This window comes from Sphingosinicella sp. (assembly GCF_013911755.1).
GTDB lineage: Bacteria > Pseudomonadota > Alphaproteobacteria > Sphingomonadales > Sphingomonadaceae > Sphingosinicella.
The window spans coordinates 47968-73606 of sequence record NZ_JACESP010000005.1; the positions used below are offsets into that span (position 1 = coordinate 47968).

Here is a 25639-nt window from a genome sequence, read left to right on the forward strand (position 1 = left end):
GCCGCCCGGTCGTATCCGGCGGCCTTTTTCTTTTTGGGCCGATCAACTCTTGCCGGGGATGCGGAATCGAAACGTCTGGCGCGCGCCGGTGCAGCCGATCTGTTCGCCCTCCCGGTAGATCGGCTTGAACCGCCAGCGGCTGATGATCCGATCCATCGTCTCTTCGAACACGAACGGCGGATAGGCGAACACGATACGCGGCGATTTCGTCTTCCCGTCGGTGCCGATGTCATAGTTCGAAACCATGTAACCCTCGAAGCCCCAGTTCAACGCTTCATGCGGGTAGTCGCTCGAACTGGCGCCGGTGCTTGCCGGAATCGGGCTCGCATCCACGAGGGCGCATTGATCGGGCCGCAGCCCCGTTGCCGCGAGATAGCCCGACGCATGCTCCTGCGCTTTTCGTTCAAAGGCGATCGAGGCGAGCCGCAGCGCCGCAAACTGGGCAAGCGTGTCGGTCTTCGCATTGCCGCGTTCGAACACCGCCGTGTAAAGCGGTATCGCGCGTTCGCTGCGCTTGTGCCTTTCGAGCTGCAGGCCCTGTTCGACACGGAACCAGTCGACGACATCGGCGGGCCAGTCGGCACCGGGCTGCATCTGAAGCGCCTCGTCGCCGCGCTTCATCAGGCTGCGGGCCACAAGCACGCCCAGAATGGCTCGGGTTCGCGAAGAAATCCCGTTCGCCTCCATGATCTGCCGCGCGCGTTCGATGTAGACGCCGTCCTCGTCTTCCTCCGCAAGCGTTGCAAGAACCGGGACGAGACTCATCGCATCCGGCCCATCGGCAGCTTCGCGCCTTGCAAGCTCGGCGCGAAGTGCATCGGTGCCCACCCGGCTATCGACATCCGGCAAGGGTTTCTTTGCGTTCACTTCCTTTATGAGCTCGCGCAGAAAGCCGGCACCGATCCAGCGCCGGTCGGTATTGAACGTGCAGCGGGTCGCGATGCGGATGGAAAACCGCCAGAACGGTTCCGTCTTCTCTATCTCCTCGGCAGACCAACGCCATGCCCGCGCCGCTTTCACGAACTCCGCCTCGATCTTGCCCGGCTTCGTCGAATAGATGGGCGCGGCGCTGATGACACGGCCGTCCTCACCCAGCGCGATGTCGAGCACGACGAGATCCTCCGGACCGATACCGAACGCCGGAGAGCAATCCGGCAGTTTCAGCGCACTCCCGTCGGGGAATTGCGGCCCCTTGCCGCCCATACGCCCCAAACCCGTCATCGCGATGTAGTAAAAAGCCTTGTCGTCGTCGCCGGTGAGATGACTTGCCACCGCGAGATCGGACCTGATCGCGACGTCGGACAGTGAAACCCGCATGCCAACGCCGCCCGCGCTTTTGGCCGCCTTCTTGAACCAGTCGAGCGCCTCGGCGTGATTTCCCGCGTTGAGCTCTATGCGTCCGCGCAAGGACTGGAGTTCGCCGAGCAGTTCGCCGCTGCGCTTTTTGTCTTCCATCGGTTTGAAATCTTCGATCATCGCATCGACAAGGCGTCGCGCGAGGGGCGCATCGGTGAAAACGGCAGCCCGCGCGAGCGGAATCGACAGGGCGGTCTTGCGGGCGGGATCGGTGTTCAGCCGCAGCGCCGCCTGATAATTCTCCGTCGCCCGTTGCATTTCGCCGAGCTTTTCATGGGCGCGGCCGAGAAGGCTATACGTCTCCATCAGAAAAGGCTGACCCGGCGCCTTCGCATAAATGGACACGATAGGTGCCAGCACGGCAATCGCACGCTCCGGTCGTCCGAGCGCGATGTCCGTTTCGGCGATGCGTCGCCGTAAATAAGCGTCCACCGTAGTGCCGCGCTGCGATTTTGCGAGGCGTCCTTGCACCTCGGCAAACAGTGTTGCCGCCTTGTCGTATTCCCCGGCTGCGAACGCCTTTTCAGCGGCGTCATAGCGCTCCTGCAGCTTCTGTGCCTGCGCGCCTGCAGACGTAAGACAAATCCCGGCAATCGCCGCGAAGATGTGCCTGCGCATAAATGCCCCCGAAACTTGCCCCTGTCCGATGAATTGACTATCGCGCCACCATGACGACTTCGCAACCGGCCATCGTTCTACTTTCCGGAGGCCTCGATTCCGTTACGTGCGCGGCGATCGCGCGCGCCGGGGGTTACGCCGTGCACGCGCTCACCATCGACTACAATCAGCGCCACCGTGTGGAGCTGGAAGCGGCGCGGCGGGCGGCATCCGTTTATGCGGTGCGGCACATCGTTCTGCCGCTCGATCTGCGCGCGTTCGGCGGATCGGCACTCACCAGCGACATTGCCGTGCCCAAGGGCGACGGCCCCATCGACAGCGGCGTCATCCCGCCGACCTATGTTCCGGCGCGCAACACCGTGTTCCTGTCCGTCGCGCTCGCGTGGGCGGAAGCGATCGGCGCGCGGGACATCTTCATCGGCGTCAACGCGCTCGATTATTCGGGCTATCCCGATTGCCGCCCCGCCTTCATCGCGGCGTTCGAGGCGCTGGCCGCGACCGCCACCAAGGCGGGCAGCGAGGGCGAGCGCTTCAAGGTGCACACGCCGCTCATCGACCTCGACAAGGCCGGGATCGCGCGCAAAGCGACACGGCTGGGCGTCGATATCGCCGGAACGTGGACGTGCTACGATCCCGCCACGGGCGCGGACGGCACACCGCTCCACTGCGGCCGCTGCGATGCCTGCCGCCTCCGCCACAAGGGTTTCGAGGAGGCGGGCCTCCCCGACCCCACCGCCTACGCCGCGCCGTGACCTACACCGTCAAGGAACTCTTCCTCACCCTGCAGGGCGAGGGCGCGCAGACCGGGCGCCGCGCCGTGTTCCTGCGCTTTGCGGGATGCAACCTCTGGTCGGGCCTTGAACGCGACCGCGCCACGGCCGTCTGCACCTTCTGCGACACCGATTTCATCGGCACCGACGGCCCCGGCGGCGGCAAATTCGCCGACGCCGAAGCGCTCGCAGACGCCGTCGCGGCGGCATGGGGCATGGGCGCCGAGCATCGCCTCGTCGTCTGCACCGGCGGCGAACCGCTGCTGCAGCTCGACCGCGCGCTCATCGATGCCCTGCACGCGCGCGCCTTCTCGATCGCCCTCGAAACCAACGGCACGCTCCCCGCGCCCGCCGGGATCGACTGGATCTGCGTCAGCCCCAAGGCGGATGCCGAGCTGGTGCAAACATCGGGCGATGAACTGAAGCTCGTCTACCCGCAGCCGAACAACAGCCCGGAGATGTTCGAGAGCCTCGATTTCCGCAACTTCTTCCTGCAACCGATGGATGGCCCCGCGCAGGCGCAGAACATCGCCGCCGCCACGGCCTATTGCCTCAGCCATCCGAAATGGCGCCTGTCGCTCCAGACGCACAAGCTGATCGGCATTCCCTGACGCCGAGGGGTTTGTGCGTCCCTCGACTTCGCTCCGGATGATGATTGTGGAGTAATAGGGCCTTCATCCCGAGCGAAGTCGAGGGACGCACAACATCAACCTCGGCCCCTTCCAAAATAGGGTTTCGCATGAAAGACTCGCCGCGAACCGCGATACGCGTTCGCCCGTGGAATCCGCTCATGCAAAAAACGGCAGGCCGGTGTGGAAAATCAATCCCCAGGCGCACCCGCGCTCACACGCGCCCCCGCGCGCGATCATGCGCGGGCATGTCTCAACTTCATCAACTTCGGGGGGTATCCGGGCACGAAAAGGCCGGGATTCCGGAGGTATCGACCCATAAACCCTATTGGGCAAGACTCCCGTCCCGCCGGAGGATCTCGCTTATCCTCGCCCCCGGTAAGGCGCGACGCCCTGATCCGGCACCCAAACGTCGGCAGGCGGCGCGCCCGATTGCCAGAACACGTCGATCGGAATGCCCCCGCGCGGATACCAGTAGCCGCCGATCCGCAGCCAATGCGGCGCCATCTCGCGGAACAGCCGCTCGCCGATGCCGACCGTGCAATCCTCGTGAAACGCCGCATGATTGCGGAAACTCCCGAGGAACAGCTTCAGCGACTTCGATTCCACGATGCGCGCGTTCGGCACATAGTCGATCACGATGTGCGCGAAATCGGGCTGGCCCGTCACCGGGCACAGCGATGTGAACTCGGGCGCCGCGAAGCGCACGAGGTAGCGGCTTTCGGGCCGCGGATTGGGGACGTAGTCGAGCTTCGCGGCGTCGGGAGAGGCCGGAAGCGCGCTCACCTTGCCGAGATGCGTCGTTTCCATGGGTTTCGCGTTAGAGCGCCCATACGCCATTGGCAATATCGGGGCGTCCGACTATTCAGGAAGTCCGGTTGAGACACAGGTTCAAGGAGCAACGCATGGATTCGCTGGTAACGACGGAATGGCTCGCGAAAGAGCTTGGCGCAAACGACCTGCGCATCGTCGATGCCTCCTACTTCCTTGACGCGCGCGATGCCCGCGCCGAGTTCGAGGCCGCGCACATTCCCGGCGCCGTGTTCATGGATCTCGGCGAGCTCTCCGATACCGGCTCCAGCCTGCCGAACATGGTGCCCAGCGCCGAGAAGTTCGCGAGCCGCATGCAGGCGATCGGCCTTGGCGACGGCAGCCGCATCGTCGTTTACGACAACTCGCCCCTGCGCTCCTCGGCGCGTGCGTGGTGGTTGCTGAACCTCTTCGGCGCGCATGAAGTTGCGATCCTCGATGGCGGCCTCCAGAAGTGGAAGGCCGAAGGCCGCGCGATGGAATCGGGCAAGCCCGTGGTGCGCCATCGCCACTTCACCGTCTGGAAGGACAAGGCGCAGGTCCGCGACCTCGCGCAGATGAAGGAAAACCTGAAGACCAAGGCCGAGCAGGTCGTCGACGCGCGCGGCGCGGCCCGCTTCCGCGGCGAGGAGCCGGAAACCCGCCCCGGCGTCCGACCCGGTCACATCCCGGGCTCGTTCAATCTGCCCTACACCGAGCTTTTCAACGAGGACGGCACCTTCAAGCAGGGTGAAGCGCTGCGCGGCGCTTTCCGCGAAGTCGGCGTCGATCCGGATCAGCCTGTCGTCACCACCTGCGGTTCGGGCGTCACTGCCGCCGTGCTCTCGTTCGGGCTGCACCTGCTCGGCGCGAAGAAGACCGCGCTCTATGACGGTTCATGGTCCGAGTGGGGCGGCGAGGCGGACACGCCCGTCGTGACCGGAGCGGCGTGAGCGGCGACGAAGACGACGCCCCAGCCACGAAGCTCGTCCACGCCGGGCGCCGCCCGGAATGGACGCACGGCGTCGTTAATCCGCCGGTCTACCGCGCCTCGACCTGTCTCTTCGAAACGCTGGACGCCTACGAGGCGGCATCGCGCAACCCGGATGCAGGGCTCTACTACGGCCGCCGCGGCACACCCACGCAGTGGGCACTCGCCGAGGCGCTGACCGAAATGGAGCCGGGCGCGGCGGGCACGCACCTGTTTCCGTCGGGCGTCGCTGCAATCGCTGCCGCGCTCATCGCCGCCACGTCCGCCGGCGACCACGTGCTGATGGCGGACAACGTCTACGAGCCGACGCGCGTGATGGCGAAGGCGCTGCTGGCGCGTAGCGGCATAGAGACGGAGTTCTACGACCCCCTCATCGGCGCGGATATCGCCGCGCTGATCCGCCCGAACACGCGCGTCATCTATCTGGAAAGCCCCGGCTCGCTGACCTTCGAGGTGCAGGATGTGTCCGCCATCGCGGCGCTCGCCCGCGCACGCGGCATCCTCACCATCCTCGACAACACATGGGCAACCCCCCTGCTCTTCCCCGCGATCCGCCACGGCGTCGATCTTTCGGTGCAGTCGCTCACCAAATACGTGGTCGGCCACAGCGACGCGCTGATGGGTTCGGTGACCGCTGCCCCCGATGCGTGGCAAAGCTTCCGCAACACAGCGCTCCGCCTCGGCCAGACCGCCGCGCCCGATGACTGCGCGCTCGCCCTGCGCGGCCTGCGCACGCTCGCCATCCGCATGGAACGTCACGGCAAAACCGCGCTGGCGCTTGCGCAGGCGCTCGCCGCGCACCCCGCCGTCGAGCGCGTGATCTGCCCCGCCCTGTCAGGCGACCCCGGCCACGCGCTGTGGACGCGTGATTTCAGCGGCTACGCCAGCCTGTTCGCCATCGCGCTGAAACCGGGAAGCCGCGAGGCGCTTGCTGCCTGCGTGGACAATCTCCGCCATTTCGGCATGGGCTTCTCGTTCGGCGGCTACGAAAGCCTCGTGCTGCCCGTGAAGCCGCTGCGCACAGCGACCCGGTGGCAGACCGAAGGGCCCATGCTCCGCATCCACTGCGGGCTGGAGGACGCAGACGACCTGATCGCAGACATGACCGCGGGGCTCGACCGGTATCTCGAAAACGCCTGACGCAAGGGCTGTGCGTCACCCTCAGTCGTCGTCGGAAACGACCACCTTCTCGCCCGTCACGCGCTGCGCGAGCGCCGCCGCCATGAAGTCGTCCAGATCGCCGTCGAGCACATCATCCGGGCTCGTGTTGACGATGCCCGTGCGCAGGTCCTTCACCTGCTGATAGGGCTGCAGCACGTAGCTGCGAATCTGGTGGCCCCAGCCGATGTCGGTCTTGGTCGCGTTCACCGCGTTCGCCTCAGCCTCGCGCTTCTGAAGCTCAGCCTCATAGAGGCGCGCCTTCAGCTGCTTCATCGCTTCGGCACGGTTCTTGTGCTGGCTGCGCTGGTTCTGGCAGGCGACGATGATGCCGGTGGGAACGTGCGTGATGCGCACGGCGCTGTCGGTGGTGTTGACGTGCTGCCCGCCGGCGCCCGAGGCGCGGTAGGTGTCGATCTTCAGGTCGCTTTCGTTGACCTCGATGGCGATGTCGTCATCCACCACGGGATAAACCCACACGCTCGCAAAGCTCGTGTGCCGCCGTGCCGCGCTGTCATACGGGCTGATGCGGACCAACCGGTGTACGCCGCTCTCGGTCTTGGCGTAGCCATAGGCGTTCTCGCCCTTCACCATCAGTGTCGCGGACTTGATGCCCGCCTGTTCACCGCCGTGATAATCGACGAGCTCGACCTTGTTGCCCCGTCGTTCCGCCCAGCGCTGATACATGCGCAGCAGCATGGAGGCCCAGTCCTGGCTCTCCGTTCCGCCCGCCCCCGCATTGATCTCGATATAGGTGTCGTTCGCGTCGGCCTCGCCCGAAAGCAGCGCGGCGACCTTATCCTTGTCGGCACGGTTCGCGAGCGCCTCGAGCGCGGCGACGCCGTCGTTCACGAGATCCTCGTCGCCTTCCGCCTCGGCCATCTCGATCAGCTCGACGGTATCGTCGAGTTCGGTCTGGATGCTCCGCGTCGCCTGGATCGCCTCATCGAGGCGGCGCCGCTCCAGCATCAGCTTCTGCGCGGCCTTGGGATCGTTCCAGAGATCGGGATTCTCGGCCTCGGCGTTCAGCTCATCGAGACGTTTGAGGGCGACATCCCAGTCAAAGAAACCTCCTCAGCAGGGCCAGCGCCTGCTTGATCCGGTCGACATGATTGAGCGCTTCAGCGCGCATTGTCCTGTTCCTGTCCGTTGAAAGTGGCGGGTTCTAGTAAATGCCGCCGGTGGATTGCAAGAAGTCGCTGTCCGATCGTACGACTTCACGCTTCGCGAACGGATCGTAAGCGGCAGCGACGCGGCGCGGTTCGCTTTCGGGCTTGAACGCTTCCCAGATCACGGCGGCGCGCGGATCGGTATCAACCTGCCAGCCACCGTATACGCGCTTTCCCGAACGCCGGTCGATCCGCACCATCCGCACGCCGGGCGATATCTCGAAAGGCCGTTTCGGCGCGTCCTTCAGCGCGGCGATGGCGAACTGCTTGAAAACGGGCGCGGCGAGCGTGCCGCCCTGCGCGTAGCCGCCCATATTCTGCGGATCGTCGAAGCCGATATAAAGCCCCGCGACGATATCCGCGGTGCCACCCACGAACCATACGTTGGTCGGGCCGTTCGTGGTGCCGGTCTTGCCGAACATCGGCCGATTGAGGTCGCGCAGCACCACCGCCGTGCCACGCTGCACGACACCTTCGAGCATGTGCACCACCTGATAGGCGGTCTTCGCGTCCATCGCCTGCGGCCGGGCATCGGCGGGACGCGGCATCGCGTCGCCGTCCCAGTCCGGCGCGTTGCAGCCTGCGCAGTCGCGCGCATCAGCGCGGTAGATCGTGCGGCCGTGCCGGTCCTGAATGAGATCGTAGAGCACCGGTGACTGCCGCTTGCCGCCGTTCGCGAGCATCGCATAGGCGTTCGTCAGCTTCATCACCGTCGTCTCGCCCGCGCCGAGCGACATCGAAAGCACCGGCGCCAGCTTGGCGATACCCATCTGGTCGATCGTTTCGACGACCTTGTCCATGCCCGTATTGTAGGCAAGGCGCACGGTCATCAGGTTGCGCGATTGTTCAAGACCCCAGCGCATTGTCTGCGGGCCCGCGTAGCCGCCCGAGAAGTTGCGGAAGCACTTGGTGCCGAGCGAACGCGTCTGGAACACGCAGTAGGGTCCGTCGACGATCACCGACGCGGGTGTGTAGCCGTTGTCGAGCGCGGCGGCATAGACGAACGGCTTGATCGCCGACCCCGGCTGCCGCATCGCCTGCGTGGCGCGGTTGTATTGCGAGCGCCGCGCGTCGAACCCGCCGACCATCGCCAGCACGCGCCCCGTGGAAACCTCCATCACCACCATGCCGCCGCCGACGTCCGGGATCTGGCGTAGCGTGTAATCGTCGCCGGAAAGGCGCTTCACGGGGATGACGTCCCCTGGCGCGAGCCGCTGGAACGCCGGCACGCCGACGCCCCGCACGGGGATCGAAGCGTTCTGCGCGGACATGCGGCCGTTCGTTCCGTCTTCAAAGCCGAGCGAGATCACCCCGCCCGCCTTTTCGAGCACCACGGCCGCGCGCCAGTCATCGTAGCCGACCGGCAGGTTCACGGCGCGCAGGCGCTGCGGCCAGCCCTCGCCGAGCTCGATCTTGTCGGTCACGCCGCGCCAGCCGCGCGGGCGGTCGTACTTCACGAGGCCGTCGCGCAGCGCCATTTCGGCGACGCGCTGCATCACCGGGTCGATCGTCGAGCGGATCCACAATCCGCCCGTGTAGATACCGTGTTCGCCCTCTTCGCCGTACTTTTCGACAAGTTCGCGGCGGATATCCTCAATGAAATAGGCGCCCGTGCGGTCGCGCGGAATTTCGGCGCGGTTGACCACCACGATCGGCTCGGCGGCAGCGGCGCGTGCTTCGGCAGCGGTAACGTAGCCGTTCTCGGCCATCTGCCCCAGCACCCAGTTGCGTCGGGCAAGCGCCCGGACACGGCCCTTTTCGGTGGCGGGGTTGTAGTTGGCGGGCGCCTTCGGCAGCACGGCGAGGAACGCCGTCTGGGAAAGCGAAAGCTCATCGACGGGCTTGTTGAAATAGGCGAACGACGCCGCCTGCACGCCATAGGCGCTGCGGCCGAGGAAAATCTGGTTGAGGTAGAGCTCGATGATCTCAGGCTTGGTCAGCGCCTGCTCGATGCGCCGGGCAAGGAAAATCTCCTTCACCTTGCGCACATAGCTCACCTCGTTCGTCAGCAGCAGGTTCTTTGCCACCTGCTGCGTGATCGTGGAAGCACCGACGGGCCGCTTGCCCGTGCCCATCGCTTTCAAATTCGTGATCGCCGCCTGAAAGATGCCGGGCAGATCGATGCCGGGGTGCGTGAAGAACGTCTTGTCCTCGGCGGAAACGAACGCGCCCACGAGCTGTTTCGGCGTCTGCTCGTAATCGAGGAAAATGCGCCGCTCGCGCGCGAAGCTCGTGAAGGGCGTCCCGTCCGCCGCGCGCACATGGCTCGGCAGCGGCGGTTCATACTCGGCAAGCTGCGCCGCGTCGGGAAGCCCGCGCGCAAAGATCAGCCAGGCGGCGAACACGACGAGGATGCCAAGCAGTACCGCGCCACCCGCGACATAGCTGAGCGCCCGCGCCCAACGCGGCAGGGCACGGAACCGGCTTTTGAGGTCGCCGAGAATCTGGGCAAGACGTGCCATCGACGCTGCCTATAGCAGGCCGGCAGCCAGTCTCAAGCCGGACGCGCCGAACCGCACCTGGCACGCCAACGTCATCGTCCCGCAACACGACTGGCATCGAACCGTTACCAAGCGTTGCTAACCGGCCGCCATGGATACGGATTTTCCCCACGAACATTGCCTGCAGATCCCCGCGCATCTGAAGGCCTCGCTCAGAATCATGCTGCTGGCCAAGCACGCCTGCGGCGATGGCAGCCATGACCGCGTGGACGGCAACCACGCCGTCTATCACCACGAGCTGCGAAGCACGCTCGAGAAGATTGGCCTCAATGTCGTGACCGCAAACAGTTTCGACGCGCTGTTTGCTGAGCCCGACGTCGATTTCGTGTTCCCGCTGCTGAACCGCGCCGGGTTCCTCAACAGCGAGATGCTGGCGCCGCTGCTGCTTCAGCGTCTCGGCATTCCTTATCTCGGCGCCTCGCCGATCCTGCGCGGGCTTTCGGACGACAAGCACCTGATGAAGCTCGTCGCCCGCCAGCACGGTGTGCCGACGTCGGATTGGCGCATCCTCCGTCGCGGCACCGATCTTGCCGCCGTGGCGGCGCTGGACGCCGCGCGCTACATCGTGAAGCCGAATGCGTCCTCGGCCTCTTGGGGTATCGGCGTCACTGAAAGCTGGTCGGGCGCGCTCGCGCACGCCGCGCACCTCCACACTGCGGGCCACGATGCGATCATCGAGCCGTGGCTGCCCCTTCTCGATGTCGCCGTGCCGGTTGTCGGCGGCCGCGCGGCGGAGCCGTGGCTGTTGCCGGCGATGGCCTACATCCCAGCCGACCCCGATGCGCTCCGCAGCTACGAGGAGAAGCGCGCGCTTACCGAGCAGCGGGACGACCCGCTCGAAGTGCTGGCGAATTCCCGCGTCGCCGAGCGGCTTTACGCGATGACGCGCACGCTTTGCCGCGAGCTCTGGCCGTTTGATTACGGCCGCTTCGAATTCCGCTACGATCCGGCGACCGAGAGCGTGTGGTTCATGGAAGTGAACCTCTCCTGCAATCTCTGGTCGAAAAAGAGCATCTCCCGCTCCGCCGCGACGCTCGGCATCGAGCATCACGAGCTCGTCGAGTCCATCGTCGCGCATAGCCTGTGGCGGCAGGGGCTGATAACCGCCGCTTCGGACCGGCTTGTCGCCTGAAATGAGCGCCGCCTTCTCCGCCATCGTGCTCGCGGGCAAGCGCGACGGGCGCCTCGATCCGCTCGCCGCGAACGCGGGCGTCTCGCACAAGTGCCTTGTCCCCGTCGCCGGCAAGCCGATGCTCCTCCACGTCCTCGAAGCGCTCGACGCATCCCCGGGGGTTGCCCGGATCGTCGTTTCGATCGACGCGCCTGAAATTCTCGCGCCGCTCATCCGGCATCTCGGCAGCGGACGCATCCTCGTGGAGCGCTCCGCGCCCAATCTGGTCGACAGCGTGATCGGCGCCGCGGATGCATCCGCCCCGCCCTTCCTCGTCACCACCGCCGACAACGTGAACCTGACCCCCGCGAGCGTCGCCGAAATCCTCGCGGCGGCGCAAGGCGCAGACGCCGCCGTCGCATTCGCCCGGCGCGAGCGCGTGATCGCCGCCCACCCGGACGGGCAACGCCGCTTCTACCGCTTCCGCTGCGGCGAATATTCGAACTGCAACACCTACGTGATCGGCTCGCGCGAAGCACTGAAAGCCGCCGAAGTCTTCCGGGGCGGTGGCCAGTTCGCCAAATTTCCGATGCGGATCGTGAAGGCGTTCGGCCTCCTCAACCTCATCCGCTTCCGCTACGGCCTAGCGACGCTCAGCGGCGCATTCCGCGGTTTCTCGCGGCGGTTCGGCTTCGCCATCCATCCCGTCCTCGTCACCGACGGCGCGCTTGCCATCGATGTCGACAACGAGCGCACGCTGCATGTCGCCGAGACGATCCTCAGCGAGCGCGGTTCAGCGCTGGGCGAGCCGCCGCAGGAAATGCGCCTCGACCGCACGGCGCACAGCCTTGGCGATCCGCTGCTGGCCTGACGAGGAGAAGAGGAACTTCGAGTCCTCCTCGTTCGAAAGATAGCCTGTCTCCAGCAGCACCGAGGGCACATCCGGCGCCTTCAGCACCAGGAACCCCGCGAAACGGTGGAACTGGCTGCGGACCTTGATGTCCTGCCGCATTTCGCGCTGGAGGATGGCGGCGAACTCAGCGGAGGTGTTCATCGTCTCGCGCTGCGCAAGGTCGATAAGGATGTCGGTCACCTCGTTGGTCTCGACCGCGAGATCGACGCCCGCGATGATGTCCGATCGGTTCTCCTTGGCGGCAAGGCGCGCCGCCTCGGCGTCGGACGCGGTCTCAGAGAGCGTATAGACCGTTGCGCCGCTCGCGTTCGGAACAGGTGCGCTGTCGGCATGCACGGAAATAAACAGCGCGGCATTGCTGTGCCGCGCAATGCCGAACCGGTCGCGGTGGCGCAAATAAGTGTCGTCGTCGCGCGTCAGGATCGCCTTTACGCGCCCCGAGGCGTCGAGTTCCTTTTTGATCGCCTTGGCGATCGCGAGAACCACGTCCTTCTCGTATTTCTTCTCGCCGAGCACGCTGATCGTGCCGACGTCCTTGCCGCCATGTCCGGCATCGATCACCACGACCGGCAACCGCCCTGCAAGGCGGGGGCGCGGCGCAACCGCCGCAACCTTCGTGGGCGGGAGCGCAGCGGGTTTCGCCGTCGTCGGCGCAACCTTGGCGGGGACCGCCGGGACAGGCTTCGGAACCGACTTCGGCGGTGGCGCCGCGGGCTGCATCGATGCGACGATCGGCTTTTCCGCCTTCGGGGGCGTAGCGATCAGCGTCGTGCGTCCCGCCGCGACGAGTTTTGCGAATACGGCCTCCGTGGTCGGCGCCACGGTCAACCGCAGTTTCCCGCCGGAAAACGTGCTTGACGTGATCCTCGCGGGCGATGCGAGGTCCAGAACCAGCCGCGCCGTATCAGTATCGAACTGGGCGTTCCGAACCTTGGTGACAAGCCCGCCGCCCGGCGCGGACCCGCCCGGCGCCGTCATGCCGTCGAGATCGATGGCGAGCCGGGGCGGGCCGGACAATGCAAACGCCGAGACACGCCCGGCCCCCTCCGCACCGATGCTGACGGCAGCGCCGTCGCCGCTCGCGGTGACGACCGCATCGCCAAGCCGCGCGGCCATGGCGGGCGCGGAAAGCGTGATGCACGCCGCGATCAGCGGTGCGCAAAACGCCTGCCCTCCCCGCCTCAACCAGCGCGACATGTCCCATCCCCCGCAAGAGCACATTTGTTCGCCCGGAAACCCCCGGAAATGGCGAACTTCTGCCGAATCTTATGGTTAAGGTTCGGAGTATTCAAGTGAATTGCACATTTCCGTAACGCTTTGTGTTGTTCATGCCACGCATAGCTGCTAGCAGACCGAATAGCGGCCAATGTCCGGTCCTTCGACAGTGTCCAAACCGTCTACTCTTTTACCGGGTCGATGGTTTCACGCCTTCCCGCGCGAAACGGCACTGGCATTCTGCCGGACGGGGAGATGCTGCCGCTAAGATCGAGGTTTTGACGCATGTCGGCAATGCGATGCCATGAGGAGACGTTGAAGGCGATGGCCTTCCCCTCGGCGCGCGATATGCGGCTCGCCACAGTTCCAAACCATCGGAGCGCGGGCTTGCCCGACGCTCCCGTAACACGTGCCCCATCGCCTGCGGCTGAAGCCTCAGCGGTGCCGAGGCCTCGGAGAATACTAAATGTCAATGCGCATGCTCATCGACGCGCGCCACCCGGAGGAGACCCGGGTCGCCGTCATAGAAGGCAACCGGATCGAGGAGTTTGACTTCGAATCCGCCCACAAGGAACAACTGAAGGGCAATATCTACCTCGCCAAGGTTACACGCGTCGAACCCTCACTACAGGCGGCGTTCGTGGAATATGGCGGAAACCGGCACGGCTTCCTCGCCTTTTCGGAAATCCACCCGGATTACTACCAGATCCCGAAAGAGGATCGTGACGCGCTGCTCCGCGAGGAGCGCGAAGCTGCCGAGGCGCACCGCGCCGAGATGGACGCCGAGCACGAGGATGACGACGACGACGCGGAGAGCGCCGACGAGCCGTCCGACGACGGCGAGGACAGCGAACCGCCCGCCCCCACCACGGTCGGCAGCGATCATCACGACGATCACGACAACGCCATGCGGGCGAAGCGCCAGAATCTGCGTCGCCGCTACAAGATTCAGGAAGTCATCAAGCGCCGTCAGGTGCTGCTGGTGCAGGTCGTCAAGGAAGAGCGCGGCAACAAGGGTGCGGCGCTCACGACGTACCTCAGCCTTGCCGGCCGCTACTGCGTGTTCATGCCGAACACCAACCACGGCGGCGGCATCAGCCGGAAGATCTCGAACCAGAGCGACCGCAAGCGGCTGAAGTCGATCGTTTCGGAACTGCAGCTGCCGACGGGCATGGGTTGCATCATCCGCACCGCCGGCCTGTCGCGCACGCGCGCCGAAATCCGTCGCGACTTCGATTATCTCACGCGCCTTTGGGACGAAATCCGCGAGAAGACGTTGGCCTCATCCGCGCCGGCCCTGATCCACGAGGACTCCGATCTCATCAAGCGGGCGATCCGCGATATCTACAATCGGGACATCGGCGAAGTGCTGGTGGACGGAGAGGAGGGATATCGTGCGGCCAGGAACTTCATGAAGCTCCTGATGCCAAGCCATGCGAAGAAGGTTCAACAATACGTTGATCCTGTTCCGCTTTTTCAGCGCTTCCAGGTGGAGCAGCAGCTTGCGGCCATGTATCACCCGGTGGTGCAGCTGAAGTCGGGTGGCTACATGGTTATCAACCCGACCGAAGCGCTCGTTTCGATCGACATCAACTCGGGCAAGTCCACGCGCGAGCACAATATCGAGGAAACCGCGCTCAAGACGAACCTTGAAGCGGCGCGCGAAATCGCCCGCCAGCTTCGCCTGCGCGACATGGCCGGGCTCGTCGTGATCGACTTCATCGACATGGATGTGCATTCGAACAACCGCAAGGTCGAGAAGGCACTGAAGGAAGCGCTGAAGCACGATCGCGCGCGCATCCAGGTCGGCCGCATCTCGTCGTTCGGCCTGCTCGAAATGAGCCGCCAGCGGCTGCGTACCGGCGTGCTCGAAGCCTCGACGCATGTTTGCCCGGTGTGCGACGGCGCGGGCATGGTCCGCACCGTGCAGTCCGCCGCGCTCGGCGCGCTTCGCGTGCTGGAGGCCGAGGCGCTGCGCGGCAAGCACAGCCGCATCACGCTGCGCCTGCCCTTCGAGGTGGCGATCTACATGCTGAACGTGAAACGCAGCCAGATCTCGCGCGTCGAGGATCTGTACGGCGTCATGGTCGAGATCGCGCCGAACGGCGACCTCAATGTCGGTGATCAGGAGATCGACGGTAGCGGCCCGCCGCCCGTCGCCCGCGTCAGCCTGCAGGCGCCCGTTGCGCCTGTCGCCGAGGATGACGACGACGATATCATCGAGGAAGACGAGGACGAGGTCGAGGAGGAAGAGGTCGAAGCCGAAGCCTCCGACCGCCGCGAGCGCAGCGATGAGCGCCGCGACGATGGCGGCCGCCCGCGCCGCCGCCGCCGTGGGCGCAACCGTCGCGACCGCGAACGCGACGACGAGCGCCGCCCCGCGCCGCAGGATGCCGCAGAAGCTCTCGACGCCGGCGAGGATGCGGACGAAGCCGCAGAAGGTGAAGCCGGACGCGCCGAGACGCAGGAGCAATCGCGCGACGACAAGGATGAGGATGGCAACAAGCGCCGCCGCCGCCGCCGGGGTCGTCGTGGCGGCCGCCGCAGGAACGGTGACGAAGTCCCGGGCGAAGCCGCTGAAAGCGAGACCGCAGAGGACGAAGCCGCGCCGAACATCGAACCGGCTGCGGAGGAAGCACCCGCCGAGCCCGCGGAAGCCCCTGCACGCAAACCGCGCGGTCGCCGCAAGGCCGTGAAGGCCGAAACCCCGGAAGAAGCGGCCGAACCGGAAACGGTCGAAGCACCCGCCGTCGAAGCGCCTGCTGCCGAGGCCGAGGCCGAAGCCAAGCCCAAGCGGAGCCGTCGCAAGAAGGCGGGGACCGTGGAAGCTGCGCCCGAGCCGGAGCCTACACCGGAACCCGCCGCACAGGCTGAAGAGATTGCCGCCGAAGCGCCCGAGAAGCCGAAGCGCGCGCCGCGCCGCAAGGCCGCCGCCAAAAGCGCGCCTGCAGCGGAAACCGTGTCGGAGGCCGTAGAGGTCGCCGAGACGGCCGAGCCTGCCGCGAACGATACGGGGGAAGTCGCCGCACCGCCGCGTAAGGGCTGGTGGCAGCGGACGTTCGGCGACTAGGACGCCAGCGTACCAGAGACACGGCGGCGGGCTTGCAATCGCCCGCCGCCGCCTTAGTTTCGCTCATTGGGGGTTCAGTCGCGAAAGGTGATAGGGCGGCGATGACATCCCGGTTTGTTTCAGCCCGAAAGCCTTTTTCGGCGGGCCTGCGCCTCCTGCTCGCCGCTGTTCTCGCCTTTATGGCGTCGATCCGCCCCGCGCTTGCCCAGAGCATCCTGCGCGACGCGGAAACCGAAGCCTTCTTCCATGAAATCTCCGCGCCGCTCGCCGAGGCCGCCGGGCTCAATCCGCGCTCGCTGGATGTCATCCTTATCGGCGATTCCTCGATCAACGCCTTCGTCGCGGGGGGACAGGCGGTCTACATCCACAGCGGCCTCCTCATGGCCGCTGACGACGTCAACGAGGTTCAGGGCGTCATCGCCCACGAAATCGGCCATATCACTGGCGGCCATGTCGTGCGCTTCAGCGAGGGTGCCAAGACGGCAACCTCGATCACCCTCCTCTCGATGCTGCTCGGCGCGGCGGCGATGGCGGCGGGCGCGGGCGAAGCCGGCATGGCGATCTTCGCGGGCGGGCAGCAAGCCGCGCTCGGCAAGTTCCTCGCGTATTCGCGCACGCAGGAATCGGCGGCCGACCAGGCCGGCGCGACCTTCCTTCACAAGGCGGGGCTTTCCGGCCGGGGCTCGATCAGCTTCTTCAAAAAGCTGCAGAACCAGGAGTTCCGGCTCGCGATTCCGCAGGACAACGGCTACGCGCGCACCCACCCGCTGACGGGCGATCGCATCGCTTCGCTCGAAAACACCTACAAGAACGATGCAGCGTGGGAAAAGCCCACGGATCCGGCGCTGCAGGCGAAGTTCCTGCGCATCAAGGCAAAGCTCCACGGCTATATCGAGGAGCCGTCGCGCACCTTCCAGAAGTACCCGGAAACCGACACGTCCGTACCTGCGCGCTACGCCCGCGCCTATGCATGGCACAAGAATGCCTTCCCGGACCGCGCGGAGACCGAGATCGACTGGCTGCTGCGGGACGCGCCGGACGACCCATTCTTCCTGGAGCTCAAGGGACAGGTGCTGCTCGAATCCGGCAGGGTCGGTGATGCGATCGGCCCGCTGCGCCGCGCGGTGGCGCTCGCGCCCGATCAGCCGCTGATCGCCGGGATGCTCGGCCATGCGCTGATCGCGACAGAGAAGCCCGAGAATACGGAGGAGGCAAAGCGCGTGCTGCGGGCGGCAGTGGCGCGCGACAACCGCAATCCCTTCGCCTGGTATCAGCTCGGCATCGCTTACGCGCGCGGCGGCGACGAAGCGCGCGCCGCGCTCGCCACCGCCGAGCAGAACAATCTCACCGGCAACGCACAGCTCGCGCTCGCGAGTTCGCGCACGGCCATGGCAGGCCTCAGCCCCGGCACTCCGGACTGGATTCGCGCGCAGGATATCTACATGGTGAGCCAACACGCCGTCGAAGACGAGGACGGCAAGCGGAAACGTCGTTAGGGGCTTTATGATCGACTTCTACAAACGCCTGCGGGCGCGCTGGCCGCTTGCGGCCAATATCGCGGGCGCGATCGCGCTGCTGCTGCTCGCAGGTGGCCTGCTGATGCTGCTCACCGGACGCCAGCCTTCTGTGGCGAACGGCGGCGCGCTGACGAAAGCGCAGCGCGAGGAGGTGGAGAAGATCGTCCACGATTATATCCTCGCGCACCCGGAGATCATTCCCGAAGCGGTGAACCGCCTGCAGGCGCGCGAGGTCTCCAGCCTCGTTTCCCAGAACCGCGACGAGATCGAAACGCCCTTCGGCAGTGCATGGGCGGGCGCGAAGGACGGCGATGTCACGCTCGTCGAATTCTTCGATTTCAACTGTCCCTACTGCCGCCTCTCGCACCCGGACGTCGAACGGCTGCTCAAGGAGGACAAGAATTTGAAGGTCGTCTACCGCGACCTCCCGGTGCTCGGCGAAGCCTCGCGCGAAGCTGCGCTCGCCAGCCTTTCCGCCGCCGAGCAGGGCAAGTACCGCGCCTTCTACAACTGGATGTTCACGGACAAGGCGCGCGTCTCCACCCAGAAGACGATTCAGGGTGTCCGCAAGGCGGGGCTGAACGAAGCCAAAACCGCGACCGACATGAAAAGCGAGCGCCTGAAGCGCGAAATCGACAAGAACCTCCGCCTCGGCAACGCGCTGGGGCTGACGGGCACGCCGAGCTACGTCATTGGCAATCGCATCCTCTCGGGCGCGGTGGGGTATGACGAATTGAAAAAGGCGATCAAGGAGGCACGCAAGGCAGGCTGAGAGGCTGCCGCACGACCGTTTTCCTGCCCTGTACCGATCACGATTATCCAAAACCCTGACTTGCGCCGAAACGTTTTGGCGCTAATTGATATGATATACTGTCTCATATCATTCAGGGGGAAATCGTGATTCTTTCATTGCCGTTCAGGGCCGGACTTCTGCTCGGCTTGCCGCTTCTGACCGTTCCCGCATATGCCGACGATGCGGAGGACGAGAAACATCGCAACCCGGAGATCGTCGTCACCGGTATCGCCGCCGACGACAGCTATGCGCCGGAAACAGCGGCGGTGGCGGGCAAGAGCCCGGCACCCCTTATCGAGATTCCCCAATCGATAAGTGTCGTGACCCGCGAACAGATCGAAGATCGCAACCTCTTCACGATCGGCGAAGCCCTGCAGCAGGTGACGGGCGTGACGGTGATGCCCTTCGACGGATCGAACCCGGACTACCGGGCGCGCGGATTCGTGCTCGATTATGCTTACGATGGCGTCCCATCGACCTTCTCGTCCGGCGTGCCGGAATTCGACCTGGTAATTTATGAAAGGGTCGAGGTTCAGCGCGGCCCGACCGGCCTGTTCCGCGGTGCCGGATCACCGGGCGGCACGATCAATCTCATCCGCAAGCGCGGCCTCGCTGAATTTTCGATGTCGGCCGCCCTCGCCGCCGGTTCGTGGAACAACTATCGCGGCGAGTTCGATATTGGCGGGCCGATCGATGCCGCCGGCAAGCTTCGCGTCCGCGCGGTCGGCAGCCTGCTCGACCGGGATTTCTTCCAGAAGAAATCGCATACGCGCAAATTCGTCGCCTACGGCGCGGTCGATTACGACCTTACGCCCACCACCACGATCGGCGCGTCGGTCAGCTATCAGCATAACGAGGCCAACCCGCCGCAAAACGGCCAGCCCGCATTCACCAACCAGCAATTCCTCGGCTTTCCGCGCAGTTTCCAGCACCTTCCAGACTGGAACATCTTCACCGATACGACCGTCGAATACGCCGCAGAGGTCGAGCAGCGCATCGGGCGGTGGACGTTGAAGGTGCGCGCGCTGGAACGCGAGATTCCGCGCTCCTTCGTCGATGCATTCATCCAGCCGGGAACCGGCGTCGATCCCGCCACGCTGACGGCAACCTATGTCAACCGCCGCAGCGACGGCGAGAACGGCAAGCGGGCGGTGGATGCCTATGCGACCGGTCCCTTCACGCTGTTCGGGCGCGAACATGAACTGGCGCTCGGTTACAGCTTCGACAAGCGGACGACATCGTTCCTGTCCCGCTCTCAGACCGTGGTCGGCCGTTACTCGATCTTCGATGTGGATTCGATTCCGCAGCCCGGCCCGTTCACGCAGGGCAGCGAAACCGATCTTCGGCAGAGCGGTTTCCATGCGCAGGCGCGGCTCCGTATCCTCGATCCGCTGACTGTGGTGCTTGGCGGGCGATTCAGCAACTTCACCAACAAGTCCCGCAATATTCCGCCCTCAACCGCAACCGATTTCCGCGTCACATCGCGGGAACGTGGGCAGTTCACGCCAAGCATCGGCGCGGTGCTCTATCTCACCGACAATGTCACGCTTTACGGAAGCTATTCCGACATCTTCAACCCGCAGACCGCGCTGCAGCAGGATGGGACGACGATCGATCCGCGCGTCGGCGAGCAGTACGAAATCGGCCTGAAAGGCCGGTTTCTGGACGGAAAACTGAACGCCAGCGCCGCCGTATTCCGCAGCAAGGACAAGAACCGCGCGCTCGCCGACGTCTCCGCACCGGGCTTTTTCGTGGCCGCCGGAGAGGTCAGCATCGAAGGCTTCGAGTTCGAGGTAACGGGAAGCCCGCTTGCAGGCCTCGACCTCAATCTGGGCTACACCAACGTCAAGACCGAATACGAGGTGGGCACAGCAGTGCAGACCGGCACGGTCTTCGACATCTTCACACCGCGCCACCAGTTCAAGGGCTATGCGCGCTACGAACCCGCTGCGCTCAGCGGGGCGTTCGCGTCGATCGGGGTCAATGCACAAAGCAAGGTCGTGGGCGGCGGTGTCGCCGGTATCCGCGAACAGGGCGCGTTCGCGGTCGCCAGCGCCCAACTCGGCTACCGCTTCGACGAGCAGCTACGGGTCTTCGCGACGGTGAACAACCTGTTCGACAAGGTCTATTACGCCCGGGTCGGCTCGATCAACACGTACAACAACTACGGCGAGCCGCGGAACGTGCTGCTGACGCTGCGCGCCAACTATTGAGGGGGATGGGACTAACACCCGGCCCTGTACCAATAAAATTTCCGCACCCTCCACAGTTCGTTTAACGTCCCCATCGACCTGACGGCGATTCTGCCGTTCCGGTCGGTGGGGGGGCACCATGACTGCAAGCGCCAAGCCGCAAATGATCGGCTTCTGGATGACGGCCGCACTCGTTGTCGGCACCATCATCGGCTCGGGCATCTTCATGCTTCCGATCAGCCTTGCGCCCCTCGGCCCCAACGCACTGATCGGTTGGGTCATCAGCGGGGTCGGTATCCTGTGCATCGCCTATGGCCTCGCGCGCCTGTCGCGCCTGGGCGGCGATGGCATCCAGGCCAATGTCGAAAAGGAATACGGGTCGACGGTCGCGTTCCTCGTCGCGTGGAGCTTCTGGGTGTCGAACTGGGTGGCGCAGGCGGCGGTGGCGCTCGCCGCGGCGGCGGCCCTCTCTTTCGTCAGCCCCTCGCTTGGCGGCGATGCCGCGATCGTCCCGATGGCAATCGGCTGGCTGATAGTGCTCACCGCGATCAACGCGGTGGGCGTGCGCGCTGCAGGCAGTTTTTCGATCATTACCGTCGCCATCAAGCTTATTCCCTTGCTGGCGGTCGTCTTCCTCTTTGTCGAACGCGGCGTAACGGGCGGCACCTTCGAACCCTTCGCGCCGGTGGCGGTGAACTTCGCCAACATCGCAACGGCGACGGCGCTCACCTTTTTCGCCTTCACCGGCTTCGAAACGGTAACGACCCCGGTCGGCAAGGTCCGCGATCCCGAGCGGACAATCCCTCGCGCGCTGATCGGCGGCACGGCCTTTGTCGTTTTGCTCTATCTCATCGCCGGAACGGCGATCCAGATGCTGCTGCCGACCAGCGCCATCGTCGCTTCGCCGGCGCCTTTTGCCGATGCGCTGGTGTCGCGCTGGGGCAATACCGCCGCAACCGTAAGCGCGCTGACCGTCGCGGTCGCAGCGATCGGATGCCTGAACGGTTTGATCCTCGGCAGCGGTGAGCTTGGTTACGCGATGGCCCTGCGCGGCGAGATGCCCAAGGCCATGACAAAAACGCGCGGAAGCAACACGCCCGTCGCCGCGCAGATCGCGGCCACCATCCTCAGCGTCATTCTGCTGCTTGCCAACAGCAGTCGCGCGACGGCGCATCTCTTCACGTTCATCATTCTGCTTTCAACCGCTGCGATGGTGCTTGTCTATCTGACATCCGCGCTCGCGGCGTGGCGGTGCAGCCCCGCCCCCGCCCAGCGTCTCCTGATCGCGGGCGCGATCCTCTTCATCGCCTTCGCGACTTACGGCATCGGCCTCGAAGCGAGCCTGTGGTGTCTGGTTCTGCTTGCGATCGGCCTTGTCGTTCGTGGCGTGATGTTCCGGCTCAACAGGATAAGCGCGGCGGCCACGATGCGGTAGGCGGCTTCCGCTTACTTCACCCGCGTCCACACCTGCGATTTGCAGCCGATGCCGCCGATGAGGCAGCCTTTCCCTTCGAGCGTATCGGCATCGATGATCGTGACGGTGCCGTGGAAGGTGCGGTTGATGTCGGGCACGAAGACCTTGCCCTTCCAGCGGCCTTCCTGCTGTTCCTCGAAATCCTGGAAGAGCTGACGGCCGATGAGCTGGTCCGTGCCGCCGCGCCGCGCGTCAGCCTTGGCCTTGTCGTTCGCCCACACCACGACGCCGCACATCTTGCCGTCGCACTCCTGCGCCTCGACGTGGACGCTGTTCTTCGGATTCTTCCACGTGCCGTAGGTCCGCTCCGGAAGCGTTTGGCTCTGCGCCAGCGCGGGTGCTGAAAGCAGCAGCATCGACAACAGCACGGATCGCTTCATGGCTACCGCCTCCCGAACAGCTTCTCGATATCCCCGCGCGCGAGCTTCACATAGGTCGGGCGTCCGTGGTTGCACTGGCCCGAATGCGGCGTCGCCTCCATCTCCCGCAGCAGCGCGTTCATTTCTGTAACGCTGAGCGATCGCCCTGCCCGCACCGAGCCGTGGCAGGCCATCGTCGCGAAGACTTCGTCGAGCCGTTCCTTGAGGCTGTGCGCGGCGCCGAGGCTGGTGATGTCGTCGGCAAGATCGCGCACGAGCGCCTTCGCGTCGGCATTGCCGAGGATTGCGGGTGCCGCGCGAACGAGGATGGCGCCAGCGCCGAAGCGTTCGATCTCCAGCCCCATTTCGGCGAGCTCGGCAGCGTGAGCTTCCAGGCCGTCGCATTCGGCTTCCTCGAGTTCGACGACCTCGGGCAGCAGCAGCGCCTGCGCGCGGACCCCACCGCCTTCCATGGCGCGCTTCATCTTTTCAAGCGTCAGGCGCTCATGCGCGGCGTGCTGATCGACGATGACGAGCGCGTCTGCCGTTTCCGCGACGATCCAGCTGCCATGCACCTGCCCGCGGGCCGCGCCGAGCGGGAATGCCGTGAGGTCGGCGTCGCGGCTTTCGGCGTAGACGGGTGACGGCGCTTCGGCGCGCGCCTGCGGAGGGGCATTGAAGCGGAAGCTGTGTTCGCCGAACATCGACGCTGAGCGGTGTGGCTGTGGCGCGGGCGCCAGCGGCTCGGCGTGAAATGCCGCAAGCGCGGCTTCGGACACCGTCGTCGCGGCGTGGCCGCTGCCACTGTCGAGCGCATGGCGCAGGCCCGACACGATGAGGCCGCGTACCAGTGCCGGATCGCGGAAGCGCACTTCGGTCTTCGCCGGGTGGACGTTCACATCGACGAAATCGAACGGCACGTCGAGGAACAGCGCGAGTACCGGATGCCGGTCTCGCGCCAAGAGATCGCGGTAGGCGCCGCGCACCGCACCGAGCAGCAGCCGATCCTTCACCGGACGTCCACCGACGAACAGATACTGATGATCCGCCGCACCCCGGCTGTAGGTGGGCACCGCTGCGAGCCCGCCGAGGCGAAGCCCATCGCGCACCAGATCGATCGCCACCGCGTTGTCGGTGAACTCCTGCCCCAGGATCGCTGCGAGCCGCGCCACGCGGGCACTTTCGAGGAGGTCCGCCGAAGGCTGCGCGTCGAGGATACGGCGGCCTTCGTGGACAACGCTGAACCCGACATCGGCGCGCGCCATCGCGAGGCGGCGCACGGTGTCTAGGCAGGCGGCAAGTTCGGCGCGCGGGCTTTTCATGAACTTGCGGCGCGCGGGCACCTTGCCGAACAGGTCCGCGACGCTAACACGCGTGCCGGGCGGCAGTGAAGCGGGACCGTCGCGCAGCACAGCGCCGTGGTCGATCTCGATCTCCCACCCCTCCCCGCCTGCCGTGCGGCTGGCGATGCGGAAGCGGCTGACGCTGGCGATCGAGGGTAACGCCTCGCCGCGGAAGCCCATCGTGGCGATCGCTTCAAGGTCGCCGGTCGGCAGCTTCGAGGTGGCGTGGCGTTCCAGCGAGAGGCGGAGGTCGTCCGCGTCCATCCCGCAGCCGTCGTCGGTTATCGCGATGAGATCGAGGCCGCCGCCTTCAAGCTCGACCGCGATTCGCGTTGCGCCCGCATCGAGCGCATTTTCGACGAGTTCCTTCACCGCGCTCGCGGGCCGCTCGACGACTTCACCGGCAGCGATGCGGTTGACGAGGTCTTCAGGCAGGCGGCGGATCGACATGGCCGCGTCTTCCTAGCAACGATCGCAAGGCTTTGTTAGCGGTTCGTCGCGTATTGCGTGGTGAAAGCCGCGTTAACCACGAAAGCGACGCCAATGCGCCCCTTGCACTTCCCCGCGACAACACTGCATATGCAGGCCAACGCGCGTCCACACGCATAAAAGAGAAGAACTCCATGCTCAGCCGCCTTTTTGGTTTTCTTGCCCAGGACATGGCCATCGATCTCGGCACCGCCAACACGCTCGTCTACGTGCGCGGCCGGGGCATCGTGCTCAATGAACCGTCGGTGGTCGCGATCGAAACGATCAACGGCCGCAAGGTCGTGAAGGCGGTCGGCAACGACGCCAAGATGATGATGGGCAAGACGCCGGGCAACGTGGAAGCCATCCGTCCGCTGCGCGACGGCGTGATTGCCGACATCTACGTCGCCGAGCAGATGATCAACCACTTCATCAAGAAGGTGCACACGCGCAAGTTCGGCAATTATCCCGAAATCGTCATCTGCGTGCCTTCGGGCTCCACCAGCGTCGAGCGCCGCGCGATCCGCGATGCCGCGAACAATGCCGGCGCGAGCCAAGTGTATCTGATCGAGGAACCGATGGCCGCCGCAATCGGCGCCGGAATGCCGGTCACCGAGCCGATCGGTTCGATGGTTGTCGACATCGGCGGCGGCACCACCGAAGTCGCCGTGCTCTCGCTGCGCGGCCTCGCCTACACAACATCCGTGCGTGTCGGCGGCGACAAGATGGACGACGCGATCGTCAGCTACGTCCGCCGCAACCACAATCTTCTGATCGGCGAGGCCACCGCCGAGCGTATCAAGAAGGAAATCGGCACGGCGAAACCGCCGCTCGACGGCGTCGGCGTGACGCTGGAGATCAAGGGCCGCGACCTGATGAACGGCGTGCCGAAGGAGATAACCATCAACCAGGCGCAGATTGCAGAGGCGCTGTCAGAGCCGGTGTCGGCAATCGTCGAAGGCGTGCGCCAAGCCCTTGAAAACACAGCACCAGAGCTCGCCGCCGACATCGTGGATCAAGGCATCGTGCTCACCGGCGGCGGCGCGCTTCTCGGACAACTTGATGAAGTTCTGCGCGATGCGACCGGGCTTCCCGTCACCGTTGCTGACGATCCGCTGACCTGCGTTGCGCTCGGCACCGGCCGCGCGCTCGAAGAGCCGATCTTTCGCGGCGTCCTGACCACCGCACTCTAGGGAGTTACTG

General features: G+C 65.3%; 19 protein-coding genes. 12 read left to right on the forward strand and 7 right to left on the reverse strand.

Going from position 1 to position 25639, the window contains the following annotated elements:
- Window positions 1-42: 42 nt before the first annotated feature.
- On the reverse strand, window positions 43-1974 hold the full coding sequence (locus H2052_RS05310) for an energy transducer TonB (protein ID WP_293778882.1): 1932 nt from the start codon (window positions 1972-1974) through the stop codon (window positions 43-45).
- Window positions 1975-2024: 50 nt separating this feature from the next.
- Here H2052_RS05310 and queC point away from each other — a divergent pair, with 50 nt between their 5' ends.
- Both queC and queE read left to right on the forward strand, forming a co-directional pair.
- On the forward strand, window positions 2025-2726 hold the full coding sequence (gene queC, locus H2052_RS05315; protein WP_293778884.1) for a 7-cyano-7-deazaguanine synthase QueC: 702 nt from the start codon (window positions 2025-2027) through the stop codon (window positions 2724-2726).
- A complete protein-coding gene (gene queE, locus H2052_RS05320; RefSeq protein WP_293778886.1) occupies window positions 2723-3355 on the forward strand; it encodes a 7-carboxy-7-deazaguanine synthase in 633 nt (210 codons plus the stop codon). The genes queC and queE overlap by 4 nt, the downstream gene beginning before the upstream one ends.
- 381 nt (window positions 3356-3736) lie before the next feature.
- On the opposite strand, the gene queF is transcribed toward queE, so the two are convergent.
- The gene (gene queF, locus H2052_RS05325; RefSeq protein WP_293778888.1) at window positions 3737-4183 is read right to left on the reverse strand and encodes a preQ(1) synthase; all 447 of its coding nucleotides are present in this window, start codon (window positions 4181-4183) and stop codon (window positions 3737-3739) included.
- Window positions 4184-4278: 95 nt separating this feature from the next.
- On the opposite strand from queF, the gene sseA reads away from it, so the two are divergent.
- Both sseA and metC read left to right on the forward strand, forming a co-directional pair.
- On the forward strand, window positions 4279-5115 hold the full coding sequence (gene sseA / locus H2052_RS05330) for a 3-mercaptopyruvate sulfurtransferase (protein ID WP_293778890.1): 837 nt from the start codon (window positions 4279-4281) through the stop codon (window positions 5113-5115).
- On the forward strand, window positions 5112-6293 hold the full coding sequence (metC, locus tag H2052_RS05335) for a cystathionine beta-lyase (RefSeq protein WP_293778892.1): 1182 nt from the start codon (window positions 5112-5114) through the stop codon (window positions 6291-6293). Before sseA ends, metC begins: the two co-directional genes overlap by 4 nt.
- Before the next feature lie 21 nt (window positions 6294-6314).
- Here the strand turns inward: metC and prfB are convergent.
- Window positions 6315-7443 (reverse strand): peptide chain release factor 2 gene (gene prfB, locus H2052_RS05340; RefSeq protein ID WP_293778894.1). Its coding sequence is split into 2 segments (ribosomal slippage): window positions 6315-7373 and window positions 7375-7443, totalling 1128 coding nucleotides; the frame shifts between segments, so codons are not numbered across the junction.
- Between the two features lie 33 nt (window positions 7444-7476).
- On the reverse strand, window positions 7477-9942 hold the full coding sequence (locus H2052_RS05345; protein ID WP_293778896.1) for a PBP1A family penicillin-binding protein: 2466 nt from the start codon (window positions 9940-9942) through the stop codon (window positions 7477-7479).
- A gap of 130 nt (window positions 9943-10072) precedes the next feature.
- On the opposite strand from H2052_RS05345, the gene H2052_RS05350 reads away from it, so the two are divergent.
- A complete protein-coding gene (locus H2052_RS05350; RefSeq protein WP_293778898.1) occupies window positions 10073-11113 on the forward strand; it encodes a phosphoribosylglycinamide synthetase in 1041 nt (346 codons plus the stop codon).
- Window position 11114: 1 nt separating this feature from the next.
- The gene (locus H2052_RS05355) at window positions 11115-11963 is read left to right on the forward strand and encodes an NTP transferase domain-containing protein (RefSeq protein WP_293778900.1); all 849 of its coding nucleotides are present in this window, start codon (window positions 11115-11117) and stop codon (window positions 11961-11963) included.
- On the opposite strand, the gene H2052_RS05360 is transcribed toward H2052_RS05355, so the two are convergent.
- The gene (locus tag H2052_RS05360; protein WP_293778902.1) at window positions 11886-13202 is read right to left on the reverse strand and encodes an N-acetylmuramoyl-L-alanine amidase; all 1317 of its coding nucleotides are present in this window, start codon (window positions 13200-13202) and stop codon (window positions 11886-11888) included. The two genes, H2052_RS05355 and H2052_RS05360, sit on opposite strands and share 78 nt — an antisense overlap.
- Window positions 13203-13686: 484 nt before the next feature.
- Between H2052_RS05360 and H2052_RS05365 the strand changes: the two genes are divergently transcribed.
- From H2052_RS05365 to H2052_RS05385, 5 genes are all read left to right on the forward strand, one after another.
- The gene (locus tag H2052_RS05365) at window positions 13687-16290 is read left to right on the forward strand and encodes a ribonuclease E/G (protein ID WP_293778904.1); all 2604 of its coding nucleotides are present in this window, start codon (window positions 13687-13689) and stop codon (window positions 16288-16290) included.
- A 101-nt stretch (window positions 16291-16391) separates the two neighbouring features.
- Window positions 16392-17786: a M48 family metalloprotease gene (locus H2052_RS05370; protein WP_293778906.1), complete on the forward strand. Its 1395-nt coding sequence runs from the start codon at window positions 16392-16394 to the stop codon at window positions 17784-17786.
- Window positions 17787-17793: 7 nt separating this feature from the next.
- Window positions 17794-18579: a DsbA family protein gene (locus tag H2052_RS05375; protein ID WP_293778908.1), complete on the forward strand. Its 786-nt coding sequence runs from the start codon at window positions 17794-17796 to the stop codon at window positions 18577-18579.
- Window positions 18580-18704: 125 nt separating this feature from the next.
- Window positions 18705-20813 carry a TonB-dependent siderophore receptor gene (locus tag H2052_RS05380; RefSeq protein WP_293778910.1) on the forward strand — a complete coding sequence of 703 codons (2109 nt, stop codon included), beginning with the start codon at window positions 18705-18707 and terminating at the stop codon, window positions 20811-20813.
- Window positions 20814-20931: 118 nt separating this feature from the next.
- Window positions 20932-22227, forward strand: a complete 1296-nt coding sequence (locus H2052_RS05385; RefSeq protein WP_293778912.1) for an amino acid permease — start codon at window positions 20932-20934, stop codon at window positions 22225-22227.
- An 11-nt stretch (window positions 22228-22238) separates the two neighbouring features.
- Here the strand turns inward: H2052_RS05385 and H2052_RS05390 are convergent, their stop codons facing one another.
- Entirely contained in the window at window positions 22239-22646 is a 408-nt protein-coding gene (locus tag H2052_RS05390; RefSeq protein WP_293778914.1) for a DUF2147 domain-containing protein, read from the reverse strand.
- Between the two features lie 2 nt (window positions 22647-22648).
- Window positions 22649-24418 carry a DNA mismatch repair endonuclease MutL gene (gene mutL / locus H2052_RS05395; protein WP_293778916.1) on the reverse strand — a complete coding sequence of 590 codons (1770 nt, stop codon included), beginning with the start codon at window positions 24416-24418 and terminating at the stop codon, window positions 22649-22651.
- Between the two features lie 173 nt (window positions 24419-24591).
- Here mutL and H2052_RS05400 point away from each other — a divergent pair, with 173 nt between their 5' ends.
- Window positions 24592-25629, forward strand: coding sequence for a rod shape-determining protein (locus tag H2052_RS05400; RefSeq protein ID WP_293778918.1), 1038 nt, complete (start codon window positions 24592-24594; stop codon window positions 25627-25629).
- The last annotated feature ends 10 nt before the right edge of the window (window positions 25630-25639 follow it).